General features: G+C 41.4%; 25 protein-coding genes. 18 read left to right on the forward strand and 7 right to left on the reverse strand.

Going from position 1 to position 21,859, the window contains the following annotated elements; all coding sequences use genetic code 11:
• Nucleotides 1-1,011 precede the first annotated feature (1,011 nt).
• On the forward strand, nt 1,012-2,157 hold the full coding sequence (locus MKY93_RS05110) for a competence protein CoiA (RefSeq protein WP_221835633.1): 1,146 nt from the start codon (nt 1,012-1,014) through the stop codon (nt 2,155-2,157).
• Between the two features lie 51 nt (nt 2,158-2,208).
• On the forward strand, nt 2,209-4,026 hold the full coding sequence (gene pepF, locus MKY93_RS05115) for an oligoendopeptidase F (RefSeq protein WP_009765717.1): 1,818 nt from the start codon (nt 2,209-2,211) through the stop codon (nt 4,024-4,026).
• A 277-nt stretch (nt 4,027-4,303) separates the two neighbouring features.
• Here the strand turns inward: pepF and MKY93_RS05120 are convergent, their stop codons facing one another.
• The 3 genes from MKY93_RS05120 to MKY93_RS05130 all read right to left on the reverse strand — a co-directional run bounded on the left by MKY93_RS05120 (nt 4,304) and on the right by MKY93_RS05130 (nt 6,537).
• Entirely contained in the window at nt 4,304-5,128 is an 825-nt protein-coding gene (locus MKY93_RS05120; RefSeq protein WP_340758470.1) for a DsbA family protein, read from the reverse strand.
• Nucleotides 5,125-5,517, reverse strand: coding sequence for a globin domain-containing protein (locus tag MKY93_RS05125; protein WP_009765715.1), 393 nt, complete (start codon nt 5,515-5,517; stop codon nt 5,125-5,127). The genes MKY93_RS05120 and MKY93_RS05125 overlap by 4 nt, the downstream gene beginning before the upstream one ends.
• Nucleotides 5,518-5,850: 333 nt before the next feature.
• On the reverse strand, nt 5,851-6,537 hold the full coding sequence (locus MKY93_RS05130) for a lytic transglycosylase domain-containing protein (protein ID WP_340758471.1): 687 nt from the start codon (nt 6,535-6,537) through the stop codon (nt 5,851-5,853).
• A 157-nt stretch (nt 6,538-6,694) separates the two neighbouring features.
• Here MKY93_RS05130 and MKY93_RS05135 point away from each other — a divergent pair, with 157 nt between their 5' ends.
• The 5 genes from MKY93_RS05135 to MKY93_RS05155 all read left to right on the forward strand — a co-directional run bounded on the left by MKY93_RS05135 (nt 6,695) and on the right by MKY93_RS05155 (nt 10,843).
• Nucleotides 6,695-7,087: a UPF0738 family protein gene (locus MKY93_RS05135; RefSeq protein WP_340758472.1), complete on the forward strand. Its 393-nt coding sequence runs from the start codon at nt 6,695-6,697 to the stop codon at nt 7,085-7,087.
• A gap of 39 nt (nt 7,088-7,126) precedes the next feature.
• A complete protein-coding gene (locus MKY93_RS05140; RefSeq protein WP_009765712.1) occupies nt 7,127-7,960 on the forward strand; it encodes an NAD kinase in 834 nt (277 codons plus the stop codon).
• A complete protein-coding gene (locus MKY93_RS05145) occupies nt 7,944-8,879 on the forward strand; it encodes an RluA family pseudouridine synthase (RefSeq protein ID WP_340758473.1) in 936 nt (311 codons plus the stop codon). Before MKY93_RS05140 ends, MKY93_RS05145 begins: the two co-directional genes overlap by 17 nt.
• 67 nt (nt 8,880-8,946) lie before the next feature.
• Nucleotides 8,947-10,323 (forward strand): magnesium transporter, encoded by a 1,377-nt coding sequence (gene mgtE / locus MKY93_RS05150; RefSeq protein ID WP_009765710.1) that lies wholly within the window; start codon nt 8,947-8,949, stop codon nt 10,321-10,323.
• Between the two features lie 121 nt (nt 10,324-10,444).
• Nucleotides 10,445-10,843 (forward strand): hypothetical protein, encoded by a 399-nt coding sequence (locus tag MKY93_RS05155; protein WP_078817340.1) that lies wholly within the window; start codon nt 10,445-10,447, stop codon nt 10,841-10,843.
• Nucleotides 10,844-10,915: 72 nt separating this feature from the next.
• On the opposite strand, the gene MKY93_RS05160 is transcribed toward MKY93_RS05155, so the two are convergent.
• Complete coding sequence (locus tag MKY93_RS05160) at nt 10,916-11,518, reverse strand: CotY/CotZ family spore coat protein (protein WP_078817341.1); 603 nt, start codon at nt 11,516-11,518, stop codon at nt 10,916-10,918.
• 128 nt (nt 11,519-11,646) lie between these two features.
• On the opposite strand from MKY93_RS05160, the gene MKY93_RS05165 reads away from it, so the two are divergent.
• From MKY93_RS05165 to MKY93_RS05195, 7 genes are all read left to right on the forward strand, one after another.
• A complete protein-coding gene (locus tag MKY93_RS05165) occupies nt 11,647-12,039 on the forward strand; it encodes a hypothetical protein (RefSeq protein ID WP_078817342.1) in 393 nt (130 codons plus the stop codon).
• Nucleotides 12,039-12,494 (forward strand): stage V sporulation protein AC, encoded by a 456-nt coding sequence (gene spoVAC / locus MKY93_RS05170; RefSeq protein ID WP_078817343.1) that lies wholly within the window; start codon nt 12,039-12,041, stop codon nt 12,492-12,494. Before MKY93_RS05165 ends, spoVAC begins: the two co-directional genes overlap by 1 nt.
• Nucleotides 12,488-13,507 carry a stage V sporulation protein AD gene (locus tag MKY93_RS05175; protein ID WP_078817344.1) on the forward strand — a complete coding sequence of 340 codons (1,020 nt, stop codon included), beginning with the start codon at nt 12,488-12,490 and terminating at the stop codon, nt 13,505-13,507. Before spoVAC ends, MKY93_RS05175 begins: the two co-directional genes overlap by 7 nt.
• On the forward strand, nt 13,504-13,866 hold the full coding sequence (gene spoVAE, locus MKY93_RS05180) for a stage V sporulation protein AE (protein WP_009765704.1): 363 nt from the start codon (nt 13,504-13,506) through the stop codon (nt 13,864-13,866). The genes MKY93_RS05175 and spoVAE overlap by 4 nt, the downstream gene beginning before the upstream one ends.
• Nucleotides 13,867-13,937: 71 nt before the next feature.
• The gene (locus tag MKY93_RS05185) at nt 13,938-14,081 is read left to right on the forward strand and encodes a YjcZ family sporulation protein (RefSeq protein WP_078817345.1); all 144 of its coding nucleotides are present in this window, start codon (nt 13,938-13,940) and stop codon (nt 14,079-14,081) included.
• A 15-nt stretch (nt 14,082-14,096) separates the two neighbouring features.
• Nucleotides 14,097-14,351, forward strand: a complete 255-nt coding sequence (locus MKY93_RS05190; RefSeq protein WP_009765702.1) for a stage VI sporulation protein F — start codon at nt 14,097-14,099, stop codon at nt 14,349-14,351.
• 88 nt (nt 14,352-14,439) lie between these two features.
• A complete protein-coding gene (locus tag MKY93_RS05195) occupies nt 14,440-14,751 on the forward strand; it encodes a hypothetical protein (protein ID WP_340758474.1) in 312 nt (103 codons plus the stop codon).
• A gap of 63 nt (nt 14,752-14,814) precedes the next feature.
• Here MKY93_RS05195 and MKY93_RS05200 read toward each other — a convergent pair whose 3' ends face one another.
• The 3 genes from MKY93_RS05200 to MKY93_RS05210 all read right to left on the reverse strand — a co-directional run bounded on the left by MKY93_RS05200 (nt 14,815) and on the right by MKY93_RS05210 (nt 16,588).
• Nucleotides 14,815-15,255: a GNAT family N-acetyltransferase gene (locus MKY93_RS05200; RefSeq protein WP_009765700.1), complete on the reverse strand. Its 441-nt coding sequence runs from the start codon at nt 15,253-15,255 to the stop codon at nt 14,815-14,817.
• A gap of 7 nt (nt 15,256-15,262) precedes the next feature.
• The gene (locus MKY93_RS05205) at nt 15,263-15,778 is read right to left on the reverse strand and encodes a YjcG family protein (protein ID WP_009765699.1); all 516 of its coding nucleotides are present in this window, start codon (nt 15,776-15,778) and stop codon (nt 15,263-15,265) included.
• 87 nt (nt 15,779-15,865) lie between these two features.
• Nucleotides 15,866-16,588, reverse strand: a complete 723-nt coding sequence (locus MKY93_RS05210) for an esterase family protein (RefSeq protein WP_009765698.1) — start codon at nt 16,586-16,588, stop codon at nt 15,866-15,868.
• Nucleotides 16,589-16,697: 109 nt separating this feature from the next.
• Here MKY93_RS05210 and MKY93_RS05215 point away from each other — a divergent pair, with 109 nt between their 5' ends.
• The 4 genes from MKY93_RS05215 (at nt 16,698) to MKY93_RS05230 (ending at nt 21,700) form a co-directional block, all read left to right on the forward strand.
• Nucleotides 16,698-17,252 carry a phosphatidylglycerophosphatase A family protein gene (locus tag MKY93_RS05215; protein WP_040758313.1) on the forward strand — a complete coding sequence of 185 codons (555 nt, stop codon included), beginning with the start codon at nt 16,698-16,700 and terminating at the stop codon, nt 17,250-17,252.
• Between the two features lie 796 nt (nt 17,253-18,048).
• Entirely contained in the window at nt 18,049-19,056 is a 1,008-nt protein-coding gene (locus MKY93_RS05220; protein WP_340758475.1) for a TAXI family TRAP transporter solute-binding subunit, read from the forward strand.
• 93 nt (nt 19,057-19,149) lie between these two features.
• Complete coding sequence (locus MKY93_RS05225; protein WP_340758476.1) at nt 19,150-19,677, forward strand: DUF1850 domain-containing protein; 528 nt, start codon at nt 19,150-19,152, stop codon at nt 19,675-19,677.
• 40 nt (nt 19,678-19,717) lie between these two features.
• A complete protein-coding gene (locus MKY93_RS05230; protein ID WP_340760907.1) occupies nt 19,718-21,700 on the forward strand; it encodes a TRAP transporter permease in 1,983 nt (660 codons plus the stop codon).
• Nucleotides 21,701-21,859 lie beyond the last annotated feature (159 nt).

Raw genomic sequence — 21,859 nt, forward strand, 5'->3', positions numbered from 1 at the left:
TTTGTATGCGCCCTTAGTTAAAGTATGGCTTTTTATCAATCGAGTGGCGGCATGAGGTCTAGTGTGGTAGGCAAAAGAAGTATCGTTACTGAACTCACTTCGGCGCTAGCGGATGGCTCCCGCAATGAGCCAGTCAGGAAGGGCGCCTGTCAGTCTCATCGCTCCGCCTACCGCTTGTAAGGCGCCTACGTTTAGTGTGGAAAGATCATTCTGTGCAAATTACTAAATGGCCCCTGAAGTATCTTCTATGTTAAAACACAGCCCTCTTTAATTTGTAAGTACAAGCGAAGCCGCAACTGCGGGGTCGTCCGAAGCCATGAGACAGCTAGCGTTCTTTGCTTGTTGGCTCATGGCGGGAGGCAATCCCCCAGCGGCGAAGCGATGCCAATGTGCAACCCATTATCTAGCTTGAACACATAAAAAGTTCGAGCGACGGGACAAGCAAAAGAGTAACGTCATTGAAGTCACTTCGGCGCTTGCGGATGGCTCCCGCGATGAGCCAGTCAGGAAGGGCACCTGTCTGTCTCATCACTCCACCTACCGCTTGTAAGGCGCCTACGTTTAGTTAGGGAAGAATAGGAGATCATTCTTCAAACTATTAAGTAGACACTGAAGCATTTTTTATTTAAACAAGACACTCATTAATTTGAACATACCAGCGAAGCGGCGACAATGTACACCCCTGTACCTATCTTGGACACATTAAAAGTTCGAGCAACGAGATGATGATATATTACTTCTTTAAACACCACACTCAAGTACTTCCTGACACCAACAAAGGGGTCAGCCGAAGCCAGGAGACAACCCCAGCGGCGAAGCGATGACAATGCACAACCTCTGCCCCTTGCCATAACCCACTATGAGTCAAGCGACGAGACAACAAAATATCAAAAAACAATAACCTCATACAATAGTTCAGCAAAACAAAACGTCACAAGCTTTTAGTATGTAAAAAGACTTGCAAAATAATCAGTTAATTCGTAGAATATAGCTGGAAGGAGAGTGAACAACTTGTTGACAGCTCGTACAACTGGCGGGGAACTGGTGATCTTGACTAAACAATATTCCCTAGAACACTTAAGAAAATGGCGTGAAGACGAAACGTTCTATTGTCCCCAATGCAAAGAAAAGCTGATTTTGAAAGTCGGCGACGTTATGATACCACACTTTGCGCACCGTCAGCAGACCAACTGCCGAGACAGCTTCTCAGAAGGAGAATCCCCAACTCATCTGCTTGGTAAAACTCAACTATACGAATTGTTTTCCCGCCACGCCCTCAACGTCAACTTAGAACCTTTTTTAGTAGACGTGCGACAAAGGCCGGACCTTCTCGTTACTTGGCAGGATACTGCGGTCCCTATCGAGTTCCAATGTAGTGTCATTCCACTTTCGCTTGTCCAGCAAAGAAACGCTGGCTACCACATGCTAAACATGCTGCCGATCTGGATTGTCTTAACCCCTCAAACGATCCATGCCACTTCTGCAGCCACACTCTCTATTCGTATCTCTCAGTTCCATCATTTTTTTATTCGGCAAATCAATGACCGGATCACCATCCTTCTTACATACCATCCGCTTAGCGAACAATTTCATTACCTCAGCCATATGATTCATCTGCATGGTTCTACTTATGCCGTTCGCCATTTGATTTTGCGCATAGATAAACAAACGGTTCCTTTTGCTACGCCCGCAGCACCGAACCCGACAGATATAGAGGAGCTGACTCGTCACTATCAATCAGCCCGGCGAAAGTATCTTCGTTCTGTGATCGGTTACAATCCACTAGGAATTCATAATCGTTTTTTACGTGCGTGCTATGAAATGCGAATTCAACCGATTCAACTGCCTTCATGGGTTGGCGTGCCGACGGCGGGACAGGAGGCATTCAAACAGCCTGACTGTGAATGGCAACTGTTGCTTGTTGCAGCAATGCGGGAAACTAGAAAAATGCCTAATCAGCTTAATTCATCATTTTTTCGAACGTTTATTAAAAGATTTGAAGGAGAGACGGAAGATCAATTAAAAGCATGCAGAGTGTATACGGATTTTTTACGCCAAGAGCGCATAGATATCTACAGAATGGATAAATTTATTGGAGGTAATTTCGTGCAGGAAATTCTGGCAGGGCGATTTCTTGCAATGCATGCGAAGAATTGAGAAAATATAGTGGATTCGAATTACGGTGAAATGGCTGAAGGAGGAATTTGATTGACAACCGATCAAAAAGTTTTAACACGTGACGAAGTAGCTGAAGAAGAAACTTGGCGTCTGGAAGATATTTTTGTTTCCGATGAAGCATGGGATAAAGAATATCAAAAAGTTGAAGAGATGGTCAATGAAGCTGAGCAGTATAAAGGGACGCTCGGCAACGGAGCAAGACAACTTTTTGAGGCATTGACGTACCGTGATAAATTGGCAGAGCGTTTACGCAGATTGTATACGTATGCACATCTTAAAACTGATCAGGATACGACGAATGGTTTTTATCAAACAATGGATGGCCGTATCAAGTCACTAGTAGTAAAGGTGTCCACAGCATTGTCTTACTTTACGCCCGAGCTGCTTTCTATAGACGAAGAGCAATTAAACCAAACGATTGAATCGCATGAAGGTTTGCGTTTGTATAAACAAGAGTTTAAGGAATTGAATGCAGAACGTGCGCATATTCTATCAACTGAACAAGAGGCATTACTCGCTCAGTTGTCCGAAGTAACTGGAAATCCGGCTGAAACGTTCAGCATGTTGAATAATGCTGATCTAACCTTCGGATTAGTTAAGGATGAAGAAGGAAATGAAATCCAACTAACACATGGCCGGTATTCTCGTTTTTTAGAGAGTAAAGACCCTAAGGTGAGAGAAGCTGCATTTAAGGAAATGTATGCAAAATATGGAGAGTTCAAAAATACATTTGCATCCACACTTAGCGGGAATGTCAAGGCACATAATGTAAATGCGAGAATCAGGAATTATACTTCTGCAAGAAATGCAGCATTATCCAGCAATCATATTCCTGAACAAGTATATGAGAATCTCGTTTCTACGATCAATAAGAACTTAGACTCGCTGCATCGCTATGTTGCTTTGCGTAAGAAAGTACTGCAACTTGATACACTTCATATGTGGGATATGTACACGCCGTTGGTGGAAGACACAGAAATTAAATACACTTATGAAGAAGCGAAAGAGACGATGCTGGAAAGTTTTCATCCGCTAGGCGAAGATTATACCTCGATCGTAAAAGAAGGACTTGAGAATCGTTGGGTCGATGTCCGTGAAAACAAAGGAAAGCGTTCAGGTGCTTATTCTTCTGGTTCATATGGAACAAATCCGTATATCTTAATGAATTGGCAAGATAATGTGAATAACTTATTCACGTTGGCGCATGAATTCGGCCATAGTGTCCATAGCTATTATTCTCGGCAAAATCAACCGTTTATTTACAGTGGCTATTCAATTTTCGTTGCAGAAGTAGCATCTACAGTGAATGAAGCATTACTCAATGATCATTTATTGAAGGTAACTACAGATGAAGACAAACGAATTTATTTGCTGAACCATTGGTTGGATGGATTCCGTGCAACTGTATTCCGCCAGACGATGTTTGCTGAATTTGAGCATCTCATCCATAAGTTGGATCAAGAAGGAACGCCATTGACAGCTGAAAAATTAACAGAAGAGTACTATGCATTGAATCAAAAATATTATGGTGAAGCAATCGTCAGCGATGAAGAAATTGGTTTGGAATGGGCGCGTATTCCACATTTCTACTATAATTATTATGTCTATCAGTATGCGACAGGGTATAGTGCAGCAGTAGCGCTAAGTAAACAGATTCTCGAAGAAGGGGAGCCGGCAGTCGACCGATACATTTCCAACTTCCTGAAAGCTGGATCTTCTGATTATCCGATTGAGGTGCTGAAAAAGGCAGGAGTCGATATGACATCTGAAAAACCGATTGAAGAAGCGTGCCGTGTTTTTGAAGAGCGATTAAATGAACTCGAGCAGCTTTTGGCGAAGAGAGGATAAGCGATAGCTATAAATCTCTAGGTATGTTGTCGGAGTATGTGACATAAGGATGAAAGCGAGTATAATTTGTTGAAGTCATAAGTTAGATATGGTATGTTATGTACGTGGAATAAATCACATACCAAACATACACCCCTTTTGTTTGAACGTGAACATTTCTCCCATTCCCTTTGAAAAAGAGTATTCACTCCCCCCCAGGAGAGAATGCTCTTTTCTTTTTTTGTATAAAGAAATCCGAAGTGATCATTTTCTTGATCACCTCGGATATGAATAAGTACTATTTAATTAGAGAGCAATTTTGTTGTTTTTTACGCCAAAGCGTTCGATCTTGGAAAGGAATTCGTTCGATTTGCTGCTTGAGCAGGCGCTTCTTCAATTCGCGTTCTGCTTCTTTTTCTGAAATATGATAGATTTCGGCAACTTCTTTAGTGGTTAGTAAATCAAAACGATTGAACAATGAGCTAATGGATGGCGGAATATCGGGTAAGATCTGTTCGCCAATCAATTCCTCTAAGATTTGTTCGTAAATCCCATAATCATAGAGACCGCTCACTTTCAAACCTTCATCTTCAATATTGCTATTGAAAAATACGAAAGTCGGTGCTTCATCTACTTCCATTTCATTTCCTAGAAACATATCGACTTGCAAGGCGCGTATTGTTTCTTCCGACGTGAAGTCGACAATGAATTCATCTACATCTAGATTGATCCGTGCGGCAATTTCAACTAGCACAGAAAAAGATGTGACATCACGCTTCTTTAAAAACGAATACTCAAATAAGCAAGATAGGTAACGGAAGCCAGCCCGTTTCCCTTGAAATTCAGCAGCTTTCACCGCGAGGCTCGGGAAACATGGGTTTGATCGCTTTGTCGGCTGGGGGTCTTGTCTCTCCGTTAAGCAGTTCCTATTTAGTTTATTTATAGGTGTACGCAACGCAACTCTCAACGTAAAATAATGATCATATTCTACTTGAAGTTTACGTAGGAGCGGTTGGAGTGACCAGCAGTCCTTGCAGTATGGATCCAAAAATACATAAAGTTCAATTGGTTTTGCTGAAGTAGAATAGTGTAACGTATCATCAATAACAGTTAGATAGTTCACTGGTCTTCCTCCTCGTTCCTATTTACCATATGGTTGGCTGTTAAGACAAGGCGTTGATAATAGACATTCCGAAGCGGTCCCTCCAGTCCCACTTCATCCATTGCTTCTTCCATGCATGCAAGCCACGCTTTCGCGCGAGTAGGCGTAATTGGGAACGGCATGTGCCGTGCCTTCATCATGGGATGGCCGTGTTCTTCCGTATATAGGTTAGGGCCTCCTAAATATTGTGTCTGAAATTGTTTTTGTTTCCGAATTGTTTCGGTTAAATCTTCAGGAAATATTGGAATAAGGTCCGGGTGCACAGCCACTTTATCATAGAAGCGTTCAATTAGTTCATGTAACCTTTTCTCGCCAATCTCCTCAAAAGGGATGACAGGTTTTCGGGTCATTACATTCACACCCCTTCGTTCATCTGTGACTTTATTCTATCAACGAATTATTTTGTATACAAATAAAACAGCTTATTTCTAATTATTGTTATATAGCAGGCAATTGCTGGTTGGATGTAAATAGGGATTCCGAGAACCGTTGATTTGCGCTACAGGCGTGACGCTTTCCGCGGGGCGTGCGGTGAGCCGCTTCCTTCGCTTCGCTCAGTCCAGGGTCTCACCTGTCACGCTAATCCCGCTGGAGTCGCCCGCCTTTCACTCCAATCAACTAGCGTGTTCCTTAGAAAATAGTGAAGAAAACATCAAAACATCAAACTTTAAAACATATCTATGCTACGCCATCTGTCCGTAGTAATTCATGACTTTTTTGACGTATTGTTGTGTTTCTTTGAAGGGAGGAATTCCACCATATTTTTTTACGTTCCCTGGTCCTGCATTATATGCGGCCAGTGCGGTTTCTATTTTTCCGAATTGATCTAGCATTTTTCGCAAGTATTTGGCGCCGCCCATGATGTTCTGTTGCGGGTCAAAGCGGTCTGTGACACCGATGAATTTAGCTGTTCCGGGCATTAATTGCATTAAGCCGGCTGCTCCTGCGTGGCTCGTGACATTATTATTAAAGTTGGACTCTTGCTTGATGACAGCGGCAATCAGATTTTGCGGCAATTGGTATTTGTCAGCAGCTTGCTTGATGATGTCTCCATACGGACCTTGGTAGGTTGCACCGGATGATGGTGCAGCTATTGTTGGAGAGGAGTTCTGTAACTGGAATGCTGGAATATGGGCTGGCATGTATACTGGATTGGCGCCTTGGTAAAGCAGGCCGTCAGCAGCAGTGCCATTCACTGTATTCGATGAACTTACTGACCCTAATGTATTTTCTGTCATTAACTGCGTCAGCATCGATTGGAATTCGTTAGAGCTGCCTGAAGAGTTCGTGCTGAAGGACTGAACTGCTCCGAGTGTTTGCAGCGCGTTGATTTCTAGGAGTAACCTAAGATTTTGTAGGTCTAGGCTCATACTTTCTCCCCCTATCTATGATTTTTCTATTAGTTTTTCATTGGTCGATTATATCCATTATACCAACTTTTGTACCCGAATGTACAATAACAAAATGCAACTATGTGTGTCATATGGTAGACTGAACGTAAAGACTTGTATTAAGGAAGTGATCATATTGGATATCAAGAATAAAATAATAAAAGTGAGTCAGCAAGGGAATGAAATACACTTTATTTTGGATCCGGGAGCAAAGTGGCCTTTAGATAGTGTCCCTACAGGAAAAATGCTGACAGACACAGACCGACAATCATTTGTTTATGTATTTGATCATGATTTGGGCTATCAGTATGCGTATTTTCCACAAGAAAGCTGGTACGGCCTTGTAGATTTGCTGTTGAAAGAAATGGAACCTTTTCTAATTTGGGAAGATCAGAAAATACCTCTAGAAAGCGCGGCAGAGGAACTACAGGCACTGGTATTGAATATCGAAGGCAATGATAATTATGGTGAAGCATTCAGTGCAGCTGTTGAGAAAGCCTTCCAATCTGTATTAGAACAGGAAAACTAAGCGGTATACGAAGAAACAAAATAGAAAGGAAGTGGCGTAATGAAATTCACAATTCAGTCTCGAAACGACGAACTTTCGAATAAGTTAATGAAAGAAGCGCGAGTATATTTACGAGATTTCGGTTTAAAGTATGATGAGGAAGAACCGGACATTGTATTGTCAATTGGTGGAGATGGCACATTACTGCATGCTTTTCATAAATACATACATCGACTCGACAAGACGTCATTCGTCGGTATCCATACAGGTCATCTAGGATTTTATGCTGATTGGAAACCTTCTGAAGTAGAAAAATTAGTGATTTTGATTGCTAGACAGGAATACGAAGTCATAGAGTATCCATTAATTGAAGTGACGATTAATTACCGCCACTCAGAAAAAAGTGCATCCTATTTGGCACTTAATGAATCAACAGTGAAATCACCTGAAGTGACATTAGTTATGGACGTTGAGTTAAATGGGGAACATTTTGAACGCTTTAGAGGAGACGGCTTATGTATGTCAACGCCATCTGGCTCAACTGCCTATAGTAAGTCACTTGGTGGAGCGATCATTCATCCATCTTTACCTTCGATGCAGCTGACGGAAATGGCATCGATCAATAACCGCGTCTTCCGAACAGTTGGTTCTCCTCTTATTTTGCCCGATCACCATATCTGTACGTTGACTCCTGTAAAAGGGCCTGATTTCATGGTGACAGTGGATCACTTGCAATTGCTTCATAAAGACGTAAAGTCTATTGAGTACAAAGTTTCCAATGAAAAAATGGGCTTTGCGCGGTTTAGACCTTTCCCATTTTGGAAGCGAGTGAATGAATCTTTTATAGCGAGTGATTTAAGATTTGAACGTGAAGACAATGAACAGGATAGCTAATCATTTGTTTCAATTAGACTATGAAGTGGAAGAACAACTGATACTGCGAGATTTTTTAGCGAGGAAAGATATTTCCAAAACCACATTGACCGCCATTAAATATCAAGGCGGGGATATCTTGGTGAATGGTCATGCACAAAATGTTCGTTATATTTTACGGCCAGGTGATCAAGTTACCGTAGTGTTCCCTCCTGAACAGATGAGCGAAGGGTTGAAGCCAGAATTGGGTCCATTGTCTGTTTTATATGAGGACAAGACGATTTTATTACTTGATAAACCTGCAGGTCAGAGTACAATCCCTTCACGTAATCATCCGTCCGGAACACTTGCGAATTTTGTCTGTGGGAAGTTTGAAGAAGAGGGCATACTATCGACAGCTCATATCGTGACGAGGCTGGATACAGATACGTCAGGAGTAATTTGCGTGGCGAAAAATCGACACATTCATCACTTATTAAGTAAGCAGATGAATGAGCAGCTCTTTCATCGGCGCTATACAGCATTCGCGGAAGGTCACATCAATACTTCTTTGATTACGATCGAACAACCAATCGATAGAAAAGAAGGAAGCATAATTGAGCGTAAGGTAAGTGCAGATGGACAATACGCAAAAACAGATGTAACTCTTCTGGGTAATTATGTCAATGACATCCAGGATTTTTCTGTAATCGAGCTGAAACTGCATACGGGAAGAACTCATCAAATACGTGTTCATATGCAATGGTTAGGCCATCCTTTAGTTGGCGATGATTTGTATGGTGCTTCGAGTCACCAATTTGCGCGTCAGGCATTGCATTGTTCATCTATCAGTTTTCTTCACCCGCTTACGAAGGAAAGAATGATATTTGATAGTCCGTTGCCAAGTGACATGAAGTACTACTTAAAGCAAAGTAAGACAGTCGAAATAAGGAGTATGTAATAATTTCCCGGGGAATAACAGAAGGATTTGATATGAACCGTAACTGCAGAAGGGAAGGTGTATAATCATGAACAATCAACCAGAGGAATTAAAAAATGAAGTCATCTATGATGAAGATAGCTTGCGTGAGTTGCTCGTAAACGAAGATATCCATTCATTTAGACAAGAATATTTAACCCTTCATCCATATGATCGAGCGATTTTTTATGAAAAAGTTGATCCGAAACTCCGAGAATTGATGTATTTCTATTTATCACCAAAAGAACTTGCTGAAATTTTTGAGACGAGCGAAATTGATGAAGATGAATACAAAGAGTTCCTTGAGGAGATGGACGCGACATATGCTGCAGAGATGATATCTTACATGTTTGTGGATAATGCGGTAGATGTCCTGAAAGAACTTGATAAAAAGCAAGTAGTCAGCTATTTGACATTAATGGATAAAGACGCTGCTGTTCAGATCAAAGCTTTGCTACACTATGAAGAGTACACAGCAGGATCCATCATGACCACTGAATTTGTTACGGTTCCCGAAAATTCAACCGTCCGTTCTGCGATGACTATACTGCGTAATGAAGCTCCGAGTGCCGAAACAATTTACTATGTCTTCGTCGTGGATGATCACCAGCGTTTGACTGGTGTCGTTTCTTTACGTGATCTTATTATTGCGGATGAAGATACGTTGATTCGTGAAATCATGAGTGATCGCATTGTCAGCGTGTCTGTTTCAGATGACCAGGAAGATGTTGCGCGAACAATCCAGGATTATAATTTTTTAGCCGTTCCTGTTGTCGACTTTCAACAACACATTTTAGGAATTATTACAGTCGATGATATTATTGATGTTCTTGATGAAGAAGCTTCAGATGATTATTCAAAGCTTGCCGGTGTTTCTACAATGGACACATTCGACAAGAACTCCTTTTCTGCCGCGAAGAAGAGGATACCCTGGTTGATCACATTGATTGTTCTCGGTATGCTCACTGCTAATTTAATTGATTTATTTACAGAAACGATTTCTCAGGTTGCTTTACTCGCTGTATTTATACCGTTAATTGCAGGAACTGCGGGAAATAGTGGTACCCAATCATTAGCCGTTGCCGTTCGGGGTATTGCGACACGTGATATTGAGGATGAAAGTAAGTTCAAATTGTTAGTGAGAGAAGCGGGTACCGGATTGATCACCGGATTAGTCTGCGCAATATTCGTTGTTCTGCTGATATTTATCTGGAAACATGAATTGGTCATTGCACTTTTAGTGGGTACAGCTACCCTTGTATCGATTTTTGTCGCTACCATTTCAGGGTCGTTCATCCCTTTATTCATGCATAAGATCAAGGTGGACCCCGCAGTAGCCTCCGGACCATTTATCACGACGTTAAATGACGTCATCAGTATTATTATTTATCTAGGACTAGCAACAGCATTTATTAGCTCCTTGTGAGGTGTAAATGCTGTTTTTTCTATTTGAACATTTGAAAACGTATAGAAAATTGAAGATAAACTGGAACTCGGAACGTTAGGCTTTTTGTTTACATATGCTAAACAAAAAGGATGTGAGAGGTATGCGTAATGCAGAGCCGTTATTGTTTATTAAGAGCCCGGTGATTCGGAAATTCATGTATACGCCAACTGTTGAAGAAGAGAGTACTTCTGTTTTTGAAATGGAGCATACTCGAGAAGCGGAACGAGTCATTGAATTGCCTCAATTAGTCGTATCGGATGAAGAAGTTTCAGTGGAAATAAATCCGCATATTCTGAGGAACTTGGATTATTTGGTTCATCCTTTCCGAAAAGAATTGTATCAGCCGATTGAAATTGTGACAGAGGAGAGAGTGGTAATGGGGAAACTTGAGGAACTGAAAGATGAAGTACTTTGGATGAAGGAAGGCGAAGATCTTACTTCAATCGCCATCCACGATATTAGAGACATAAAGTGGAAACAGCAATCATTTTCTATATAAATAGTAAAAGGCGAACCCGTAATTTCGGGTTCGCCCTTTTTTCGCATTGCAAGCGTTAATTCTAATTAAATTTTAGTCCTCATCGCAGAAGTCGATATACACATCGTCGATGCATTGGATACCGCAGAAACAGCTTAAATCAACAGTCAAGCACGTATCGGTGGCTCCGAAACCGTTTACTTGACAAATTTTTTCTACGCAGATTTTTCCGTTATTTGTAATATCGAAAGGCCTGCCATCTTTCAATGGTTGTAATACTTGAAGCGTTGCACAGCAAGAGTCAAATACTTTCTGTACGCGGAAGAATACGGAAACGCAGCTTGTTGATGGTGCTGGACCTGGTCCTGGTCCGGGTCTTCTGCCACTTATTTCATCTTCAGTTGCTCTCGGTTGCGGGCGAGGTCTATGATTCCTTTTCCCACCGCGGAATACGGCCTTGAAGTAGTCCCCATCGTCTGTTAACAAACTGAATACACGAGTATTCACACGACCGCGCGCCGGAAGAGTTAAACTGCCGAGCGGAGCCATGAAGCAATCCGTATCACATTCAACACAATCCACCTCTGGACTCGTGCTTTGGACACGTTTAATAAAACGCACTACCTCACAAATACAATTGGACTTGTTACAGCAACCATAATTCTCTCTTCCACTATCTGTTCTTTCACATCCCACTACTGTCCACCTCCTGTTTGTCTTTCCCTATACCTTATGCGGTGTGAGAAAAGACGTCAGGGCGTTTGCACCGGTATGCATAAATCGCTTAGGAATATTCCATACTATTTACAAGGAGGGAGATACTCTTGAAAAGAATAGGTTTGCTGTTTACTTTGCTCATTCTATTGACTGGCTGCAGTGAAAAAGGAACCAAGATCGAAAATACAACGGCTTATAATGAAGATAAGTTGGAAGAAGTTTTGGATCAAAACGGTCATGTCAAATTAGCGATAGCACTTCTTCATGAAAAGGACTTGATAACGGGCATTCGTGTGAATACATTTTCTCGCTTTCAAAAGAAAAAGATTGCATCGGAAATTAAAAAGAAATTAGAAAAAGCTTATCCAGATTTGACGGTTACTGTTTCTGCTGACAGTAAAGTGTTGTTGGAAACAAAGAAATTGATAGATAAAGAAAAACAAGATGAATACCAAAAGAAAATAGATAAAATTAAATCCATTGAAAAGGAGCAAACCTAATGGAACAAGAAAAGTATGCCCATTTGGAGAAAGAATTATCGCCTAAACCTCCCATTCTAAAAAATGTCATTAAAGCGTTCTTGGTAGGTGGTCTCATTTGCCTAATTGGACAGTTTATCGCACTTTTCTATATAACGTTCTTTGATTTTACGGAACGTACAGCGAGCAATCCAACAGTTGCCACGATGATTTTCCTTTCAATGTTGCTAACGGGTTTTGGTCTGTATAAAAAGATTGCTCAGTTTGGGGGAGCGGGTGCAGCAGTTCCTATCACAGGTTTTGGTAATGCGGTTGTTTCATCTGCAATTGAGCATAAATCAGAAGGATATGTGCTCGGTGTCGGGGGGAATATGTTCAAACTTGCAGGCTCTGTTATTTTATTTGGCGTATTTTCTGCATTTGTTGTGGCACTCATCAAGACAATTCTTGTGAAATTCGGTGTTGTTTCATGGTGAAGAATGGAATCCTGACCTTCAATTCTATGCCAAGTATTCATTCAGCCGGAGTTACTGCAGGACCTCTAGAAAAGAAGAAAAGTGTTTTTGCCCAGAGTTTTGACAAATTATATGAAGACGAGCGATGTGATTTGCCGACAAATGAGGATGGCCACAAACAGTTGATGTATGATGCTGTGATGGTTGCTCTCAGTAAAGCTAAAAAAGATGTCGAAAAAATTGATTTCTTTTTAACGGGCGACTTGGTGAATCAAATGACGCCATCTAATTTCACAGCCCAGGCTTTAGGAATTCCTTATTTAGGAATGTTTTCAGCTTGTGCAACATCCGTTTCTTCTATGATTACAGCCGCGCTGCTTGCAGAAGCTAAACAAGCAAATTGGCTCATCGCCGGCTCGTCTAGTCAACATAACGCAGTTGAACGGCAATTTCGCTATCCGCTCGAGTACGGTACTCAAAAAGCAGCTACTGCACAATGGACAGTGACAGCAGCAGGGGCTGTTTTAATTGGACAGAATAAGCCGGGAACTCCTTCGATATCTTGCGCCACGATTGGCAAAGTAGTGGACATGGGAATGACGGATCCTCTGAATATGGGAGCTGCTATGGCGCCTGCTGCGATGTCCACTTTATCTAGCCATTTAAACGGTCACAGTAAAACGGTTGATGATTATGACACGATTATCACGGGTGATCTGGGGAGCAGTGGATTTAAGCTTTTAAAAGCTCTTGCAAATGAACAAGGGCTACCCCATACGAAGAATTTTCGAGATGCAGGAGAAGAGTTCTATGGGATGGATCCTTCATTTTTTGCTGGTGCCAGTGGAGCTGGCTGTTCAGCCGCCGTGTTCTTTTCGGATGTATACCAGAAGTTGCAAAAAGGTGAATATCAACGTGTGCTGCTGATCGCAACAGGTGCATTGCTATCCCCATTGTCCTATCAGCAAGGAGATACCATTCCTTGTATCGCACATGCAATAGAAATTTCGATAAATGAGGTGAGTATGATATGATCTCCATTTATATTACTTCGTTTATTGTTGGTGGTCTGATCTGTGTCATTGGACAACTTTTGATGGATGTTGCAAAACTGACCCCGGCGCATACTTTATGTTCACTTGTAGTTGCTGGATCGGTATTGGATGGGATCGGTTGGTACGAGCCATTGATTGATTTTGCAGGCGCTGGTGCTACGATTCCAATCACTTCATTTGGGAATTCATTGACACATGGGGCTTTAGCAGAAGCGGAAAAACATGGCTTGATCGGCGTAGTGACAGGAATGTTTGAAGTGACGAGTTCTGGTATCAGTGCAGCTATTGTTTTCGGTTTGATTGGAGCACTTCTTTTTACTTCGAAAGGAAATGTGTGAAAATATATTAACCGCCCTCTCCATTTTGTTCTTCTCTGCATACGATAGAGAAGAAGGAAGGAGGGGTTTTTATGTTTGGATGTTATCCGTCTTACGGTCAAGGTGGATTTGGATATGGCGGCGGAGGCTGCGGAGAAAGATATGGCGGTTCTTCTTTCGTTTTAATTGTGGTCCTGTTTATTTTGCTGATCATTGTAGGCAGAAGCTATTTTTAAGGAGGAGATCTGAAGATGAATGATTCATTCTTTCGAAAAATAGAATCCAAGACAGGCGTCCCGATGGAAGAAGTTTTTGCCTTAGCCAACGCGATTCAGTTTGCCGATTTTAAAGATGAACGTCAAGTTAGAAAGATTGTACAAAAGGTGAGTCAGTTGGCTAGAAAAGACGTACCACAACACGTAGAAGATGAATTGGTCAATTCGATCATTCAAAGTGGAAAAGGGCTTAACTTAAACGATATTAATCACATGCTTGACGGGAATTAATTAAATATTTAAAAAGATGTTTAAAAGTTTCTACTAATGGGTATACTAGATAGAAATAGAAAGCACAGAATCTAAGGAGGTGCACGTCATGGGATATATTTTACCGATCCAACCACTTCAGGCTCAACAATACGCAGAGCGAATGAATAACGAACGTCATAATTTTGCTTATATTGGCCGAGTAAGCCCAGTACGTCTAGAAAATGAGGAATCTAGTTATTGGGAAGATATCTTGGAGGACGAGAATCGGCAACAAGTAGAGCAAATGGAAGAACGGAACATGAAGCGTGCACCGCTTCCTTTAGTCAAAAGGGGCCCGATAGCTCCGAACCCAACGCAATTATCTCCCGAGATAGCGGCAGCAGTAGGAAAAGGTCTAGCGGTTAACACATATGTGTGAGCACTCTAAAAATACCCCTGTCAGCTAAACAAAGCTGACAGGGGTATTTGATTGGGCACAGCATTATGATTCATCTAGTAAGCTCTTTTCCATCGCTCGATGCGGAATGTCTGCATCCATAAACTCTGGTGAAGTTACTACGTATCCTAATTTTTCATAGAAAGGCACGGCGTATGCCTGAGCATTCAACAGAAGTTTTTTCATAGAACTTTTTCTCGCATGTTCCTCTAATGTATGCATAATCATATTGCCAAAATGCTTGCCTCGATGTTCAGGTAAAACGCAGATTCTTTCGATTTTTCCGTGCGCGTTGACTAATCCTCTCATTCGACCGGCGCCGATTGGATTGTCTTCGCTGTCATAAACGACAAAATGTGTAGCGTCTTGATCATATTCATCCAATTCCAAATGCAGAGGTACTCCCTGTTCTTCTACAAAAACTTTCTTGCGAACAGAGAATGCATCCTCCCTACCCTTATCATCTGTGACGATCTTCACTGTCATCAGCAAATCAAGACTCCCGGTCAAGACGAAATGTTTCGTATACTGTCCACGAACCATCTTCTAGTTGGTACAGTAAATGGATGCGATCGATGAGTTCAGAATGGTCGACACCTACCATTTTCAATTGGCTGATTATATCGTCATGTTCTCCTGATGTCAGGTTTTGGGCAATTGTGATGTGCGGTGCAAACGCATAATTGGATTCTGCTTCATAAAAATTCGAATTCAAATCTTTGTGTAGTTCGAGCAATTCATCGTTCGGTGTAACCTTGAAGTAAATTGTATTCGTAGTTGGAGCGAATGTGCTTACTTTTGTGGCATTCAACTCAAAAGGACTGTTCTTGATCGTAATTTCTTTTAACGCTTTTGCTACTTCTTCAATTTCCTTATCGTTCGCTTCAAACGGATCTTTAAGAGTCATATGCGGTGTGATCAGCGAGTAATGCGGATCATATCTCTTACGATAGCCATTTGCCAAGTCTTGGAGTTTCTTTGAAGGGAATGCAACAATACCGTATTTCATTTAAGATTACCTCCTCGTGAATTGAGTGAATTTTAGTTCATCCACTTCAGTATATCAGAAAATAGTCGGACTTGTCTTTTATTATCCCTATAAGTTGTTAATTTGTAGGAGAGCCCGTCGGATATCGGGTTGCCATGATTTCCATGTATGATCTCCGTCTAGCTCTTCATAAAAATATGGGAAACCTTTTTCTTTAATCAATTCATGCAGCTCACGGTTGGGCGTTAAAAAGTCTAGTCTGCCATCAGCGGTTGTTGGGACTGCTGTTTCTTGTTGACCGATCACCTGGTAAATGGACAAGGCAGCTGGATCTTGAATGGACTTTACAGCTTCCATGACATGTTCATTGACAAAAGGAGAATGCAGGACGACTTTTCCGAAACAATTCGGGTATTTCGCTGCCGTCAGTAATGATATGGAAGCAGCTAGAGAATCTCCAATTAACATACGACTTGAGCCCATTTGGTATGTTGGATAGGTTTCATCAATATACTGGATTAATTCATGAGCTAGAAAACGAATATACGCTTGGTGGCGGTCGCCTTCAGGATGATACATACGTCTGCGCTCAGGAACTGTTTTGTACGGAATGCCAACGATGATGACAGGGTCGATCAATTCTTCTTCCATCAACTCTTCTGCAACACGACCGATTCGGCCTAGTTGAAAATAATCTTTTCCGTCTGATGCCAGCACGACGTTATGCTTGTATAAAGGAGAGTAATGGGAAGGTAAATAAAGCAATAGTTCCATTTCTTCTTGCAGTTCATTGCTGTAAAAACGAATTTCTTCAATCTTGCCTGGGTTCATTTTGTAGGACCTCCATAAATAATGTACACTTAGAAGATATCATACCGGTAAGTAATGGGGAAAAGCCAGTGAAAAATTATCTGGTATGAGGAGAGAGAGGGGAAATAATATGGTAGCAGGTAAAAATATTGTTCATTCCGATGTAGTAACGGCAGCTGCAAAAGATGCATTGCTTCGCCGTGGAGTAAAAATTGAAGATATCGCGAAAATCGTTTATGAGATGCAGGTACCTTACAACAAGGGCTTGTCTCTAGATCAATGTATCGACTCTGTAGAAAATGTCTTGCGTAAGCGAGAATTGCAGCATGCGATCTTAGTTGGTGTGGAATTGGATGAAATTGCGGAAAGAGGTCAGCTTTCAGCTCCGCTTCAGCAAATTGTCGAGTCGGATGAAGGATTATTTGGTGTGGATGAAACAATTGCGTTAGGAGCAGTTTACACGTACGGTTCCATCGCAGTTACGACATTCGGTCATTTGGATAAAAACAAAATTGGCATTATCAATGATTTGGATACAAAAAAGGGCATAGGCATTCATACATTCTTGGATGACTTAGTCGCTAGTGTGGCAGCCTGTGCTGCATCTCGAATCGCCCATAGAACACGCGACTTACAAGAAGCGGGCCTGACGTTTGAAGATGTACGAAATGGGAACAGCGAATAAATCAAACAAAACGCACAAATACTTTACTCATAGTATTTGTGCGTTTTGTTTGTAGATTGAGGAAGGAATAAATGAGAACGGAAACCTTCTTATCTCAGTCTAGGCTCACGCTGGTCTACCTGGAGTCAAACGTCCTCCGCTCAAATGCTGTATAGCAGGAATAAGGAAAGGAAATCTTCTATCCTTTTTTCTCTTTTTGACCCTTCATAAAATTCTCCACAGTGCTTTATCGATTTTATTTTCTAATACACCATTTCGAAGATCCAACATATTTACCTGGTTCAAATAGGGGTGTGAAATGAGTAGGTTTCCTTATATGAATTCTAAGATACTAGCATCCATTCTAGTGATCCATTCTAATATGAAAAATAATAGTACAAACCATTGTCTTGGCCCGCACTACTAATATTAGTATGTTTCCGAAAGGCGCAGCTGAGCTACCTCAACTGAAAGTATAAACTTCTTACGCTTCGATAATGCTTGGGAAAGCCATTCTTTGTGGTGGCTTTTCCTGTAGTGTTTAACGCGAATGATGAGACACGATGCTGAGCGAAGTGAGGAAAGCGGCTAATGTGCCTCGCGGAGCATCCCTTTAGCTGTAAAACTAAAGCGTACTAATACCGCTAGAACAGCGTACAGGTATTTTTAGAAGTAGCGAGCATTTAAGTACAGTACTATTTAATTATTGCTAAGTGTTCGACTTGCCGGTTTGTTTTGAAAATCATTGACACACTAAAGCGCTTTCATGGTAGAATGGAAATGTCTATGACTATATTAGAAAAGGGGAGAAAGACACATGAAGAAAAAATCACTTCGCCTATTGGCGCTAGTTTCCATGCTTGCTCTTCTTGTTCTGGCTGCTTGCGGAACCGACAATGCAACAGACGGAGACAAGGATGCAGGGGATGGAAACAAAGAAGAAGATAAGCAAGGTCAAGATTACAAGTTCTTAAGCTTATTAACTGGTGGAACGCAAGGAACATACTATCCGCTAGGTGGTTCTTTCGCAGAATTCATCGGTGAAGAAACCGGCATCAAAACGACTGCAGAAGTATCACAAGCTTCTGCTGCCAATATGACAGCATTAAAAGATGGAGATGCACAAATCGCATTTGTACAAACAGATATTGCATATTATGCATCTAAAGGTGAAATGATGTTTGACGGAGAAGTAATCGATGAGGTATCCGCTGTCGGTAACTTATACCCTGAAACCATTCAATTGGTTACATTGAAGAAAAATAATATTACAACGTTTGAAGATTTAAAAGGTAAAAGCGTTTCAGTAGGTGCTCCAGGTTCAGGTACGTATGCGAATGCTGAGCAGTTACTTGAGATTCACGGTCTTACAATGGACGATATTAAGCCACAAAACCTAGACTTCGGAGAGTCACAAGAAAGCCTACAAGCAGGGCAAATTGATGCGGCATTCATTACTGCAGGTACACCAACAGGTGCTGTAGAAGGCTTGAACGCGGTAGCTGAAGTATTCATCGTTCCTGTAGAAGATGCAAAAGCAGATGAACTAATTGAGAAATATCCATACTATGCAAAAGAAATTATTCCAGCTGGAACATACGGTTCTGAAGAAGATACACCGGCAGTTTCTGTAGGTGCAATGCTTGTTATGCAAAATGACATTTCTGAAGAGCTTGGCTACCAAATCACGAAAGCAATTTATGAAAACGCTTCAAAAATCCAACATGCTAAAGGTGCGTTGATCAAGGCTGAAAACGGCTTGGATGGGATTGGTATTCCTGTACACCCAGGTGCACAGAAGTATTTTGACGAAGTAAACAAGTAAAAATAAGAAGTTTGGAATGATGAAGAGGGACGGTGAAGCGTTTAGCTTTATCCGTCCCATTCTTAATTGTTCATAAAAGGAAGGGAAAGGCGGATGAAATTCGGAAAAGTCATTCTTCTGCTGATATTTCTAATTATTAGTTCGGTACTTATACTACTGTTTTATCCCTATAAACAAGTGATCGTACTTGAAGAAGTGCGGAGCGAACAACCGAAATTGTATTATCTTCCATTACATACTGATCGTCATTTTCAAGTAAATTATATTCATTCGATTCACTTATCTAATGTGAAGGAACAATATGAAGTTACCGATAACGAGAAGCTCCGTTTCGAATTTATGCAGTATGAAGACGTAGCCATCGGATTGCCGGGTTACGCGGATGAAGGCGAATTTTTGAAGGTGGAAGATGGTGTTTATACGCTTACATTCGAAAATCGTGTGATCGACTCATTTGTTCTGTATGTAGGTAGAGTAGATACCGGGTTATCTTTGCGATATGAAAACAAAGATTATAATTTGAAAGATTTTCTTCAGAAAGGTCATTCGTATAGTTTTCATATAACTAAGATATCGATTTTTGAGTTGTTGAGAGGAGTTGGAATTGATGGCAAAAAATAAGGATAATAATGAAGAAATCCCACGTTTATCTGATGAAGAAATGGGGACGCTGACTGAACAGGAGCAGCTCGAAATTCTTCAAAAATATGACCCTGAGTCCAATACAAGAAATTTGAAGGGCATTTTAAGCAAGATTGTGTTTTTCGGTTTATTGGCATTTTCTATTTTCCAGTTATATACAGCGATAGGTAAACCATTCACCGCGCAAATACAGCGTTCCATTCATTTAGGATTCGCGCTATCTCTTATTTTCTTATTGTTCCCAGCTAGAAAGAAAATTGGAATCCGTCGTGATAAAGTACCGTTTTATGATATTATCTTAGCTTTGTTGGCGATCGTAGTTGGCTTATATTGGCCGCTTTTCATGGATGATCTCATATATCGTGTTGGCCGGGTTTCGGATATCGACTTGATTGTCGGTATATTAGCCGTTCTATTGACATTAGAGGCGGCGAGACGGGCTGTCGGTTTGCCGATCACGATCATTTCCGTTGTGTTTTTAATCTATGCTTTTTTCGGGCCATACTTCCCTGGGTTTCTGGCGCACCGAGGACAAAGCGTAGAAAACCTTGTCCAACTGATGTTCTTCACAACGGACGGTATTTTAGGTACGCCAATTAGTGTATCTGCCACCTTTATATTCGTCTTCCTATTATTTGGCGCGTTTTTGGTGAAAACAGGAGTAGGAAATTATTTTAATGACTTAGCCGTTGTATTGGCTGGCCGCTTGACTGGCGGTCCTGCTAAAGTAGCAATATTCTCTAGTGCTTTGCAGGGCACGATTTCAGGTAGTTCTGTAGCAAACGTAGTAGGGTCGGGTTCTTATACGATCCCTATGATGAAAAAGTTAGGTTATAGAAAAGAGTTCGCCGGAGGGGTAGAGGCCGCGGCTTCGACTGGCGGACAGATTATGCCGCCGATCATGGGAGCGGCAGCGTTCCTGATGGTAGAGTTTATCGGAGGCGTGACGTATTGGGAGATTGCCAAAGCAGCTGCCATTCCCGCATTGCTCTATTTTACAGGTATTTGGATCATGACGCATTTCGAAGCGAAGCGTGTTGGTTTGCAAGGAATGGATGCATCCCAAATACCGGATCGTAAAGAAACATTAAAGAAAATTTACTTGCTTCTTCCGATTCTTGGGATTATCGTCTTCTTGTTGGTTGGAATTCCGACAATGAAAGCAGCACTATTAGGTATCGTGTTAACAATTGTTGTCAGTGCGATCAGTAAAGATACGAGAATTGGTATCCGGGATATGATTCATGCACTGGTAGACGGTGCACGGACTGCATTGGCTGTTGCGGCAGCGACAGCGTGTGCGGGTATTATCGTTGGAGTCGTAGTGAAAACCGGGCTGGGATTAAGTTTAGCGACAGGCTTGATTTCAGCTGCAGGTGGTAACATCTTCTTAACATTGTTCTTTACGATGTTAGCAGCGATCATTTTAGGTATGGGATCGCCAACTACAGCGAACTATGTTATTACATCTACAATTGCGGCGCCAGCCATTATTACATTGCTGATGCTGGATGCGCCTCCAGGGGCAGCTGTGCCGATTGTAGTAGCCGTTTCTGCACATTTATTCGTATTCTATTTCGGAATTATTGCGGATATCACTCCGCCGGTAGCACTTGCTGCTTTTGCTGCCTCCGGAATTTCAGGCGGGGATCCCATTAAGACAGGTGTTACCTCTGCTAAATTGGCGATTGCGGCCTTCATTATTCCGTATATGTTTGTATTCAATCCAGCGATGTTAATGTTAGATTCCAGCATACTGGAGATTGTCTGGGTAACGTTTACCGCCATTGTCGGTATGGTAGCAATCGGCGCAGGAATGATCGGTTATTGGTATCTTAAATTGAACTGGATCATGCGAATCCTGACGGTAGGAACTGGTTTGTTGTTGATTTATCCAGAAACTATGACGGATATGGTCGGTTTAGGGATGTTCGTGGTTTTATTGGTGCTTCAATTGATTTCTAAGAAAAAGATTGATTCATCACAACTTGCTTCAAATTAATCTAGTAAGACTTGTCTACTCCTGTAAAACTGGGCAGACAAGTCTTTTTATTTCTTAATAATAGTAGTCATTCATATTGAAGAGGTTGTGTGGAAAGTACTATTACTTTAGAAAAATTGAACTGCAGATAATCTAGTAATGACGTGTTGCTAGATAGAA

Origin of the sequence: Sporosarcina sp. FSL W7-1283, assembly GCF_038003105.1 — a bacterium.
In the GTDB taxonomy this organism is placed as follows: domain Bacteria; phylum Bacillota; class Bacilli; order Bacillales_A; family Planococcaceae; genus Sporosarcina; species Sporosarcina newyorkensis.

Coding starts and splice junctions, on each gene's coding strand:
- MKY93_RS05140 (WP_009765712.1), top strand. CDS start 7,127: ATGAAATTCACAATTCAGTCTCGAAACGACGAACTTTCGAATAAGTTA.
- MKY93_RS05215 (WP_040758313.1), top strand. CDS start 16,698: ATGGTAGCAGGTAAAAATATTGTTCATTCCGATGTAGTAACGGCAGCT.
- MKY93_RS05155 (WP_078817340.1), top strand. CDS start 10,445: ATGCGTAATGCAGAGCCGTTATTGTTTATTAAGAGCCCGGTGATTCGG.
- mgtE (WP_009765710.1), top strand. CDS start 8,947: ATGAACAATCAACCAGAGGAATTAAAAAATGAAGTCATCTATGATGAA.
- MKY93_RS05125 (WP_009765715.1), bottom strand. CDS start 5,517: ATGACCCGAAAACCTGTCATCCCTTTTGAGGAGATTGGCGAGAAAAGG.
- MKY93_RS05225 (WP_340758476.1), top strand. CDS start 19,150: ATGAAATTCGGAAAAGTCATTCTTCTGCTGATATTTCTAATTATTAGT.
- MKY93_RS05205 (WP_009765699.1), bottom strand. CDS start 15,778: ATGAAATACGGTATTGTTGCATTCCCTTCAAAGAAACTCCAAGACTTG.
- spoVAC (WP_078817343.1), top strand. CDS start 12,039: ATGGAACAAGAAAAGTATGCCCATTTGGAGAAAGAATTATCGCCTAAA.
- MKY93_RS05230 (WP_340760907.1), top strand. CDS start 19,718: ATGGGGACGCTGACTGAACAGGAGCAGCTCGAAATTCTTCAAAAATAT.
- MKY93_RS05210 (WP_009765698.1), bottom strand. CDS start 16,588: ATGAACCCAGGCAAGATTGAAGAAATTCGTTTTTACAGCAATGAACTG.
- MKY93_RS05175 (WP_078817344.1), top strand. CDS start 12,488: ATGGTGAAGAATGGAATCCTGACCTTCAATTCTATGCCAAGTATTCAT.
- MKY93_RS05195 (WP_340758474.1), top strand. CDS start 14,440: ATGGGATATATTTTACCGATCCAACCACTTCAGGCTCAACAATACGCA.
- MKY93_RS05145 (WP_340758473.1), top strand. CDS start 7,944: ATGAACAGGATAGCTAATCATTTGTTTCAATTAGACTATGAAGTGGAA.
- spoVAE (WP_009765704.1), top strand. CDS start 13,504: ATGATCTCCATTTATATTACTTCGTTTATTGTTGGTGGTCTGATCTGT.
- MKY93_RS05185 (WP_078817345.1), top strand. CDS start 13,938: ATGTTTGGATGTTATCCGTCTTACGGTCAAGGTGGATTTGGATATGGC.
- MKY93_RS05190 (WP_009765702.1), top strand. CDS start 14,097: ATGAATGATTCATTCTTTCGAAAAATAGAATCCAAGACAGGCGTCCCG.
- MKY93_RS05200 (WP_009765700.1), bottom strand. CDS start 15,255: ATGACAGTGAAGATCGTCACAGATGATAAGGGTAGGGAGGATGCATTC.
- MKY93_RS05130 (WP_340758471.1), bottom strand. CDS start 6,537: ATGAGCCTAGACCTACAAAATCTTAGGTTACTCCTAGAAATCAACGCG.
- MKY93_RS05220 (WP_340758475.1), top strand. CDS start 18,049: ATGAAGAAAAAATCACTTCGCCTATTGGCGCTAGTTTCCATGCTTGCT.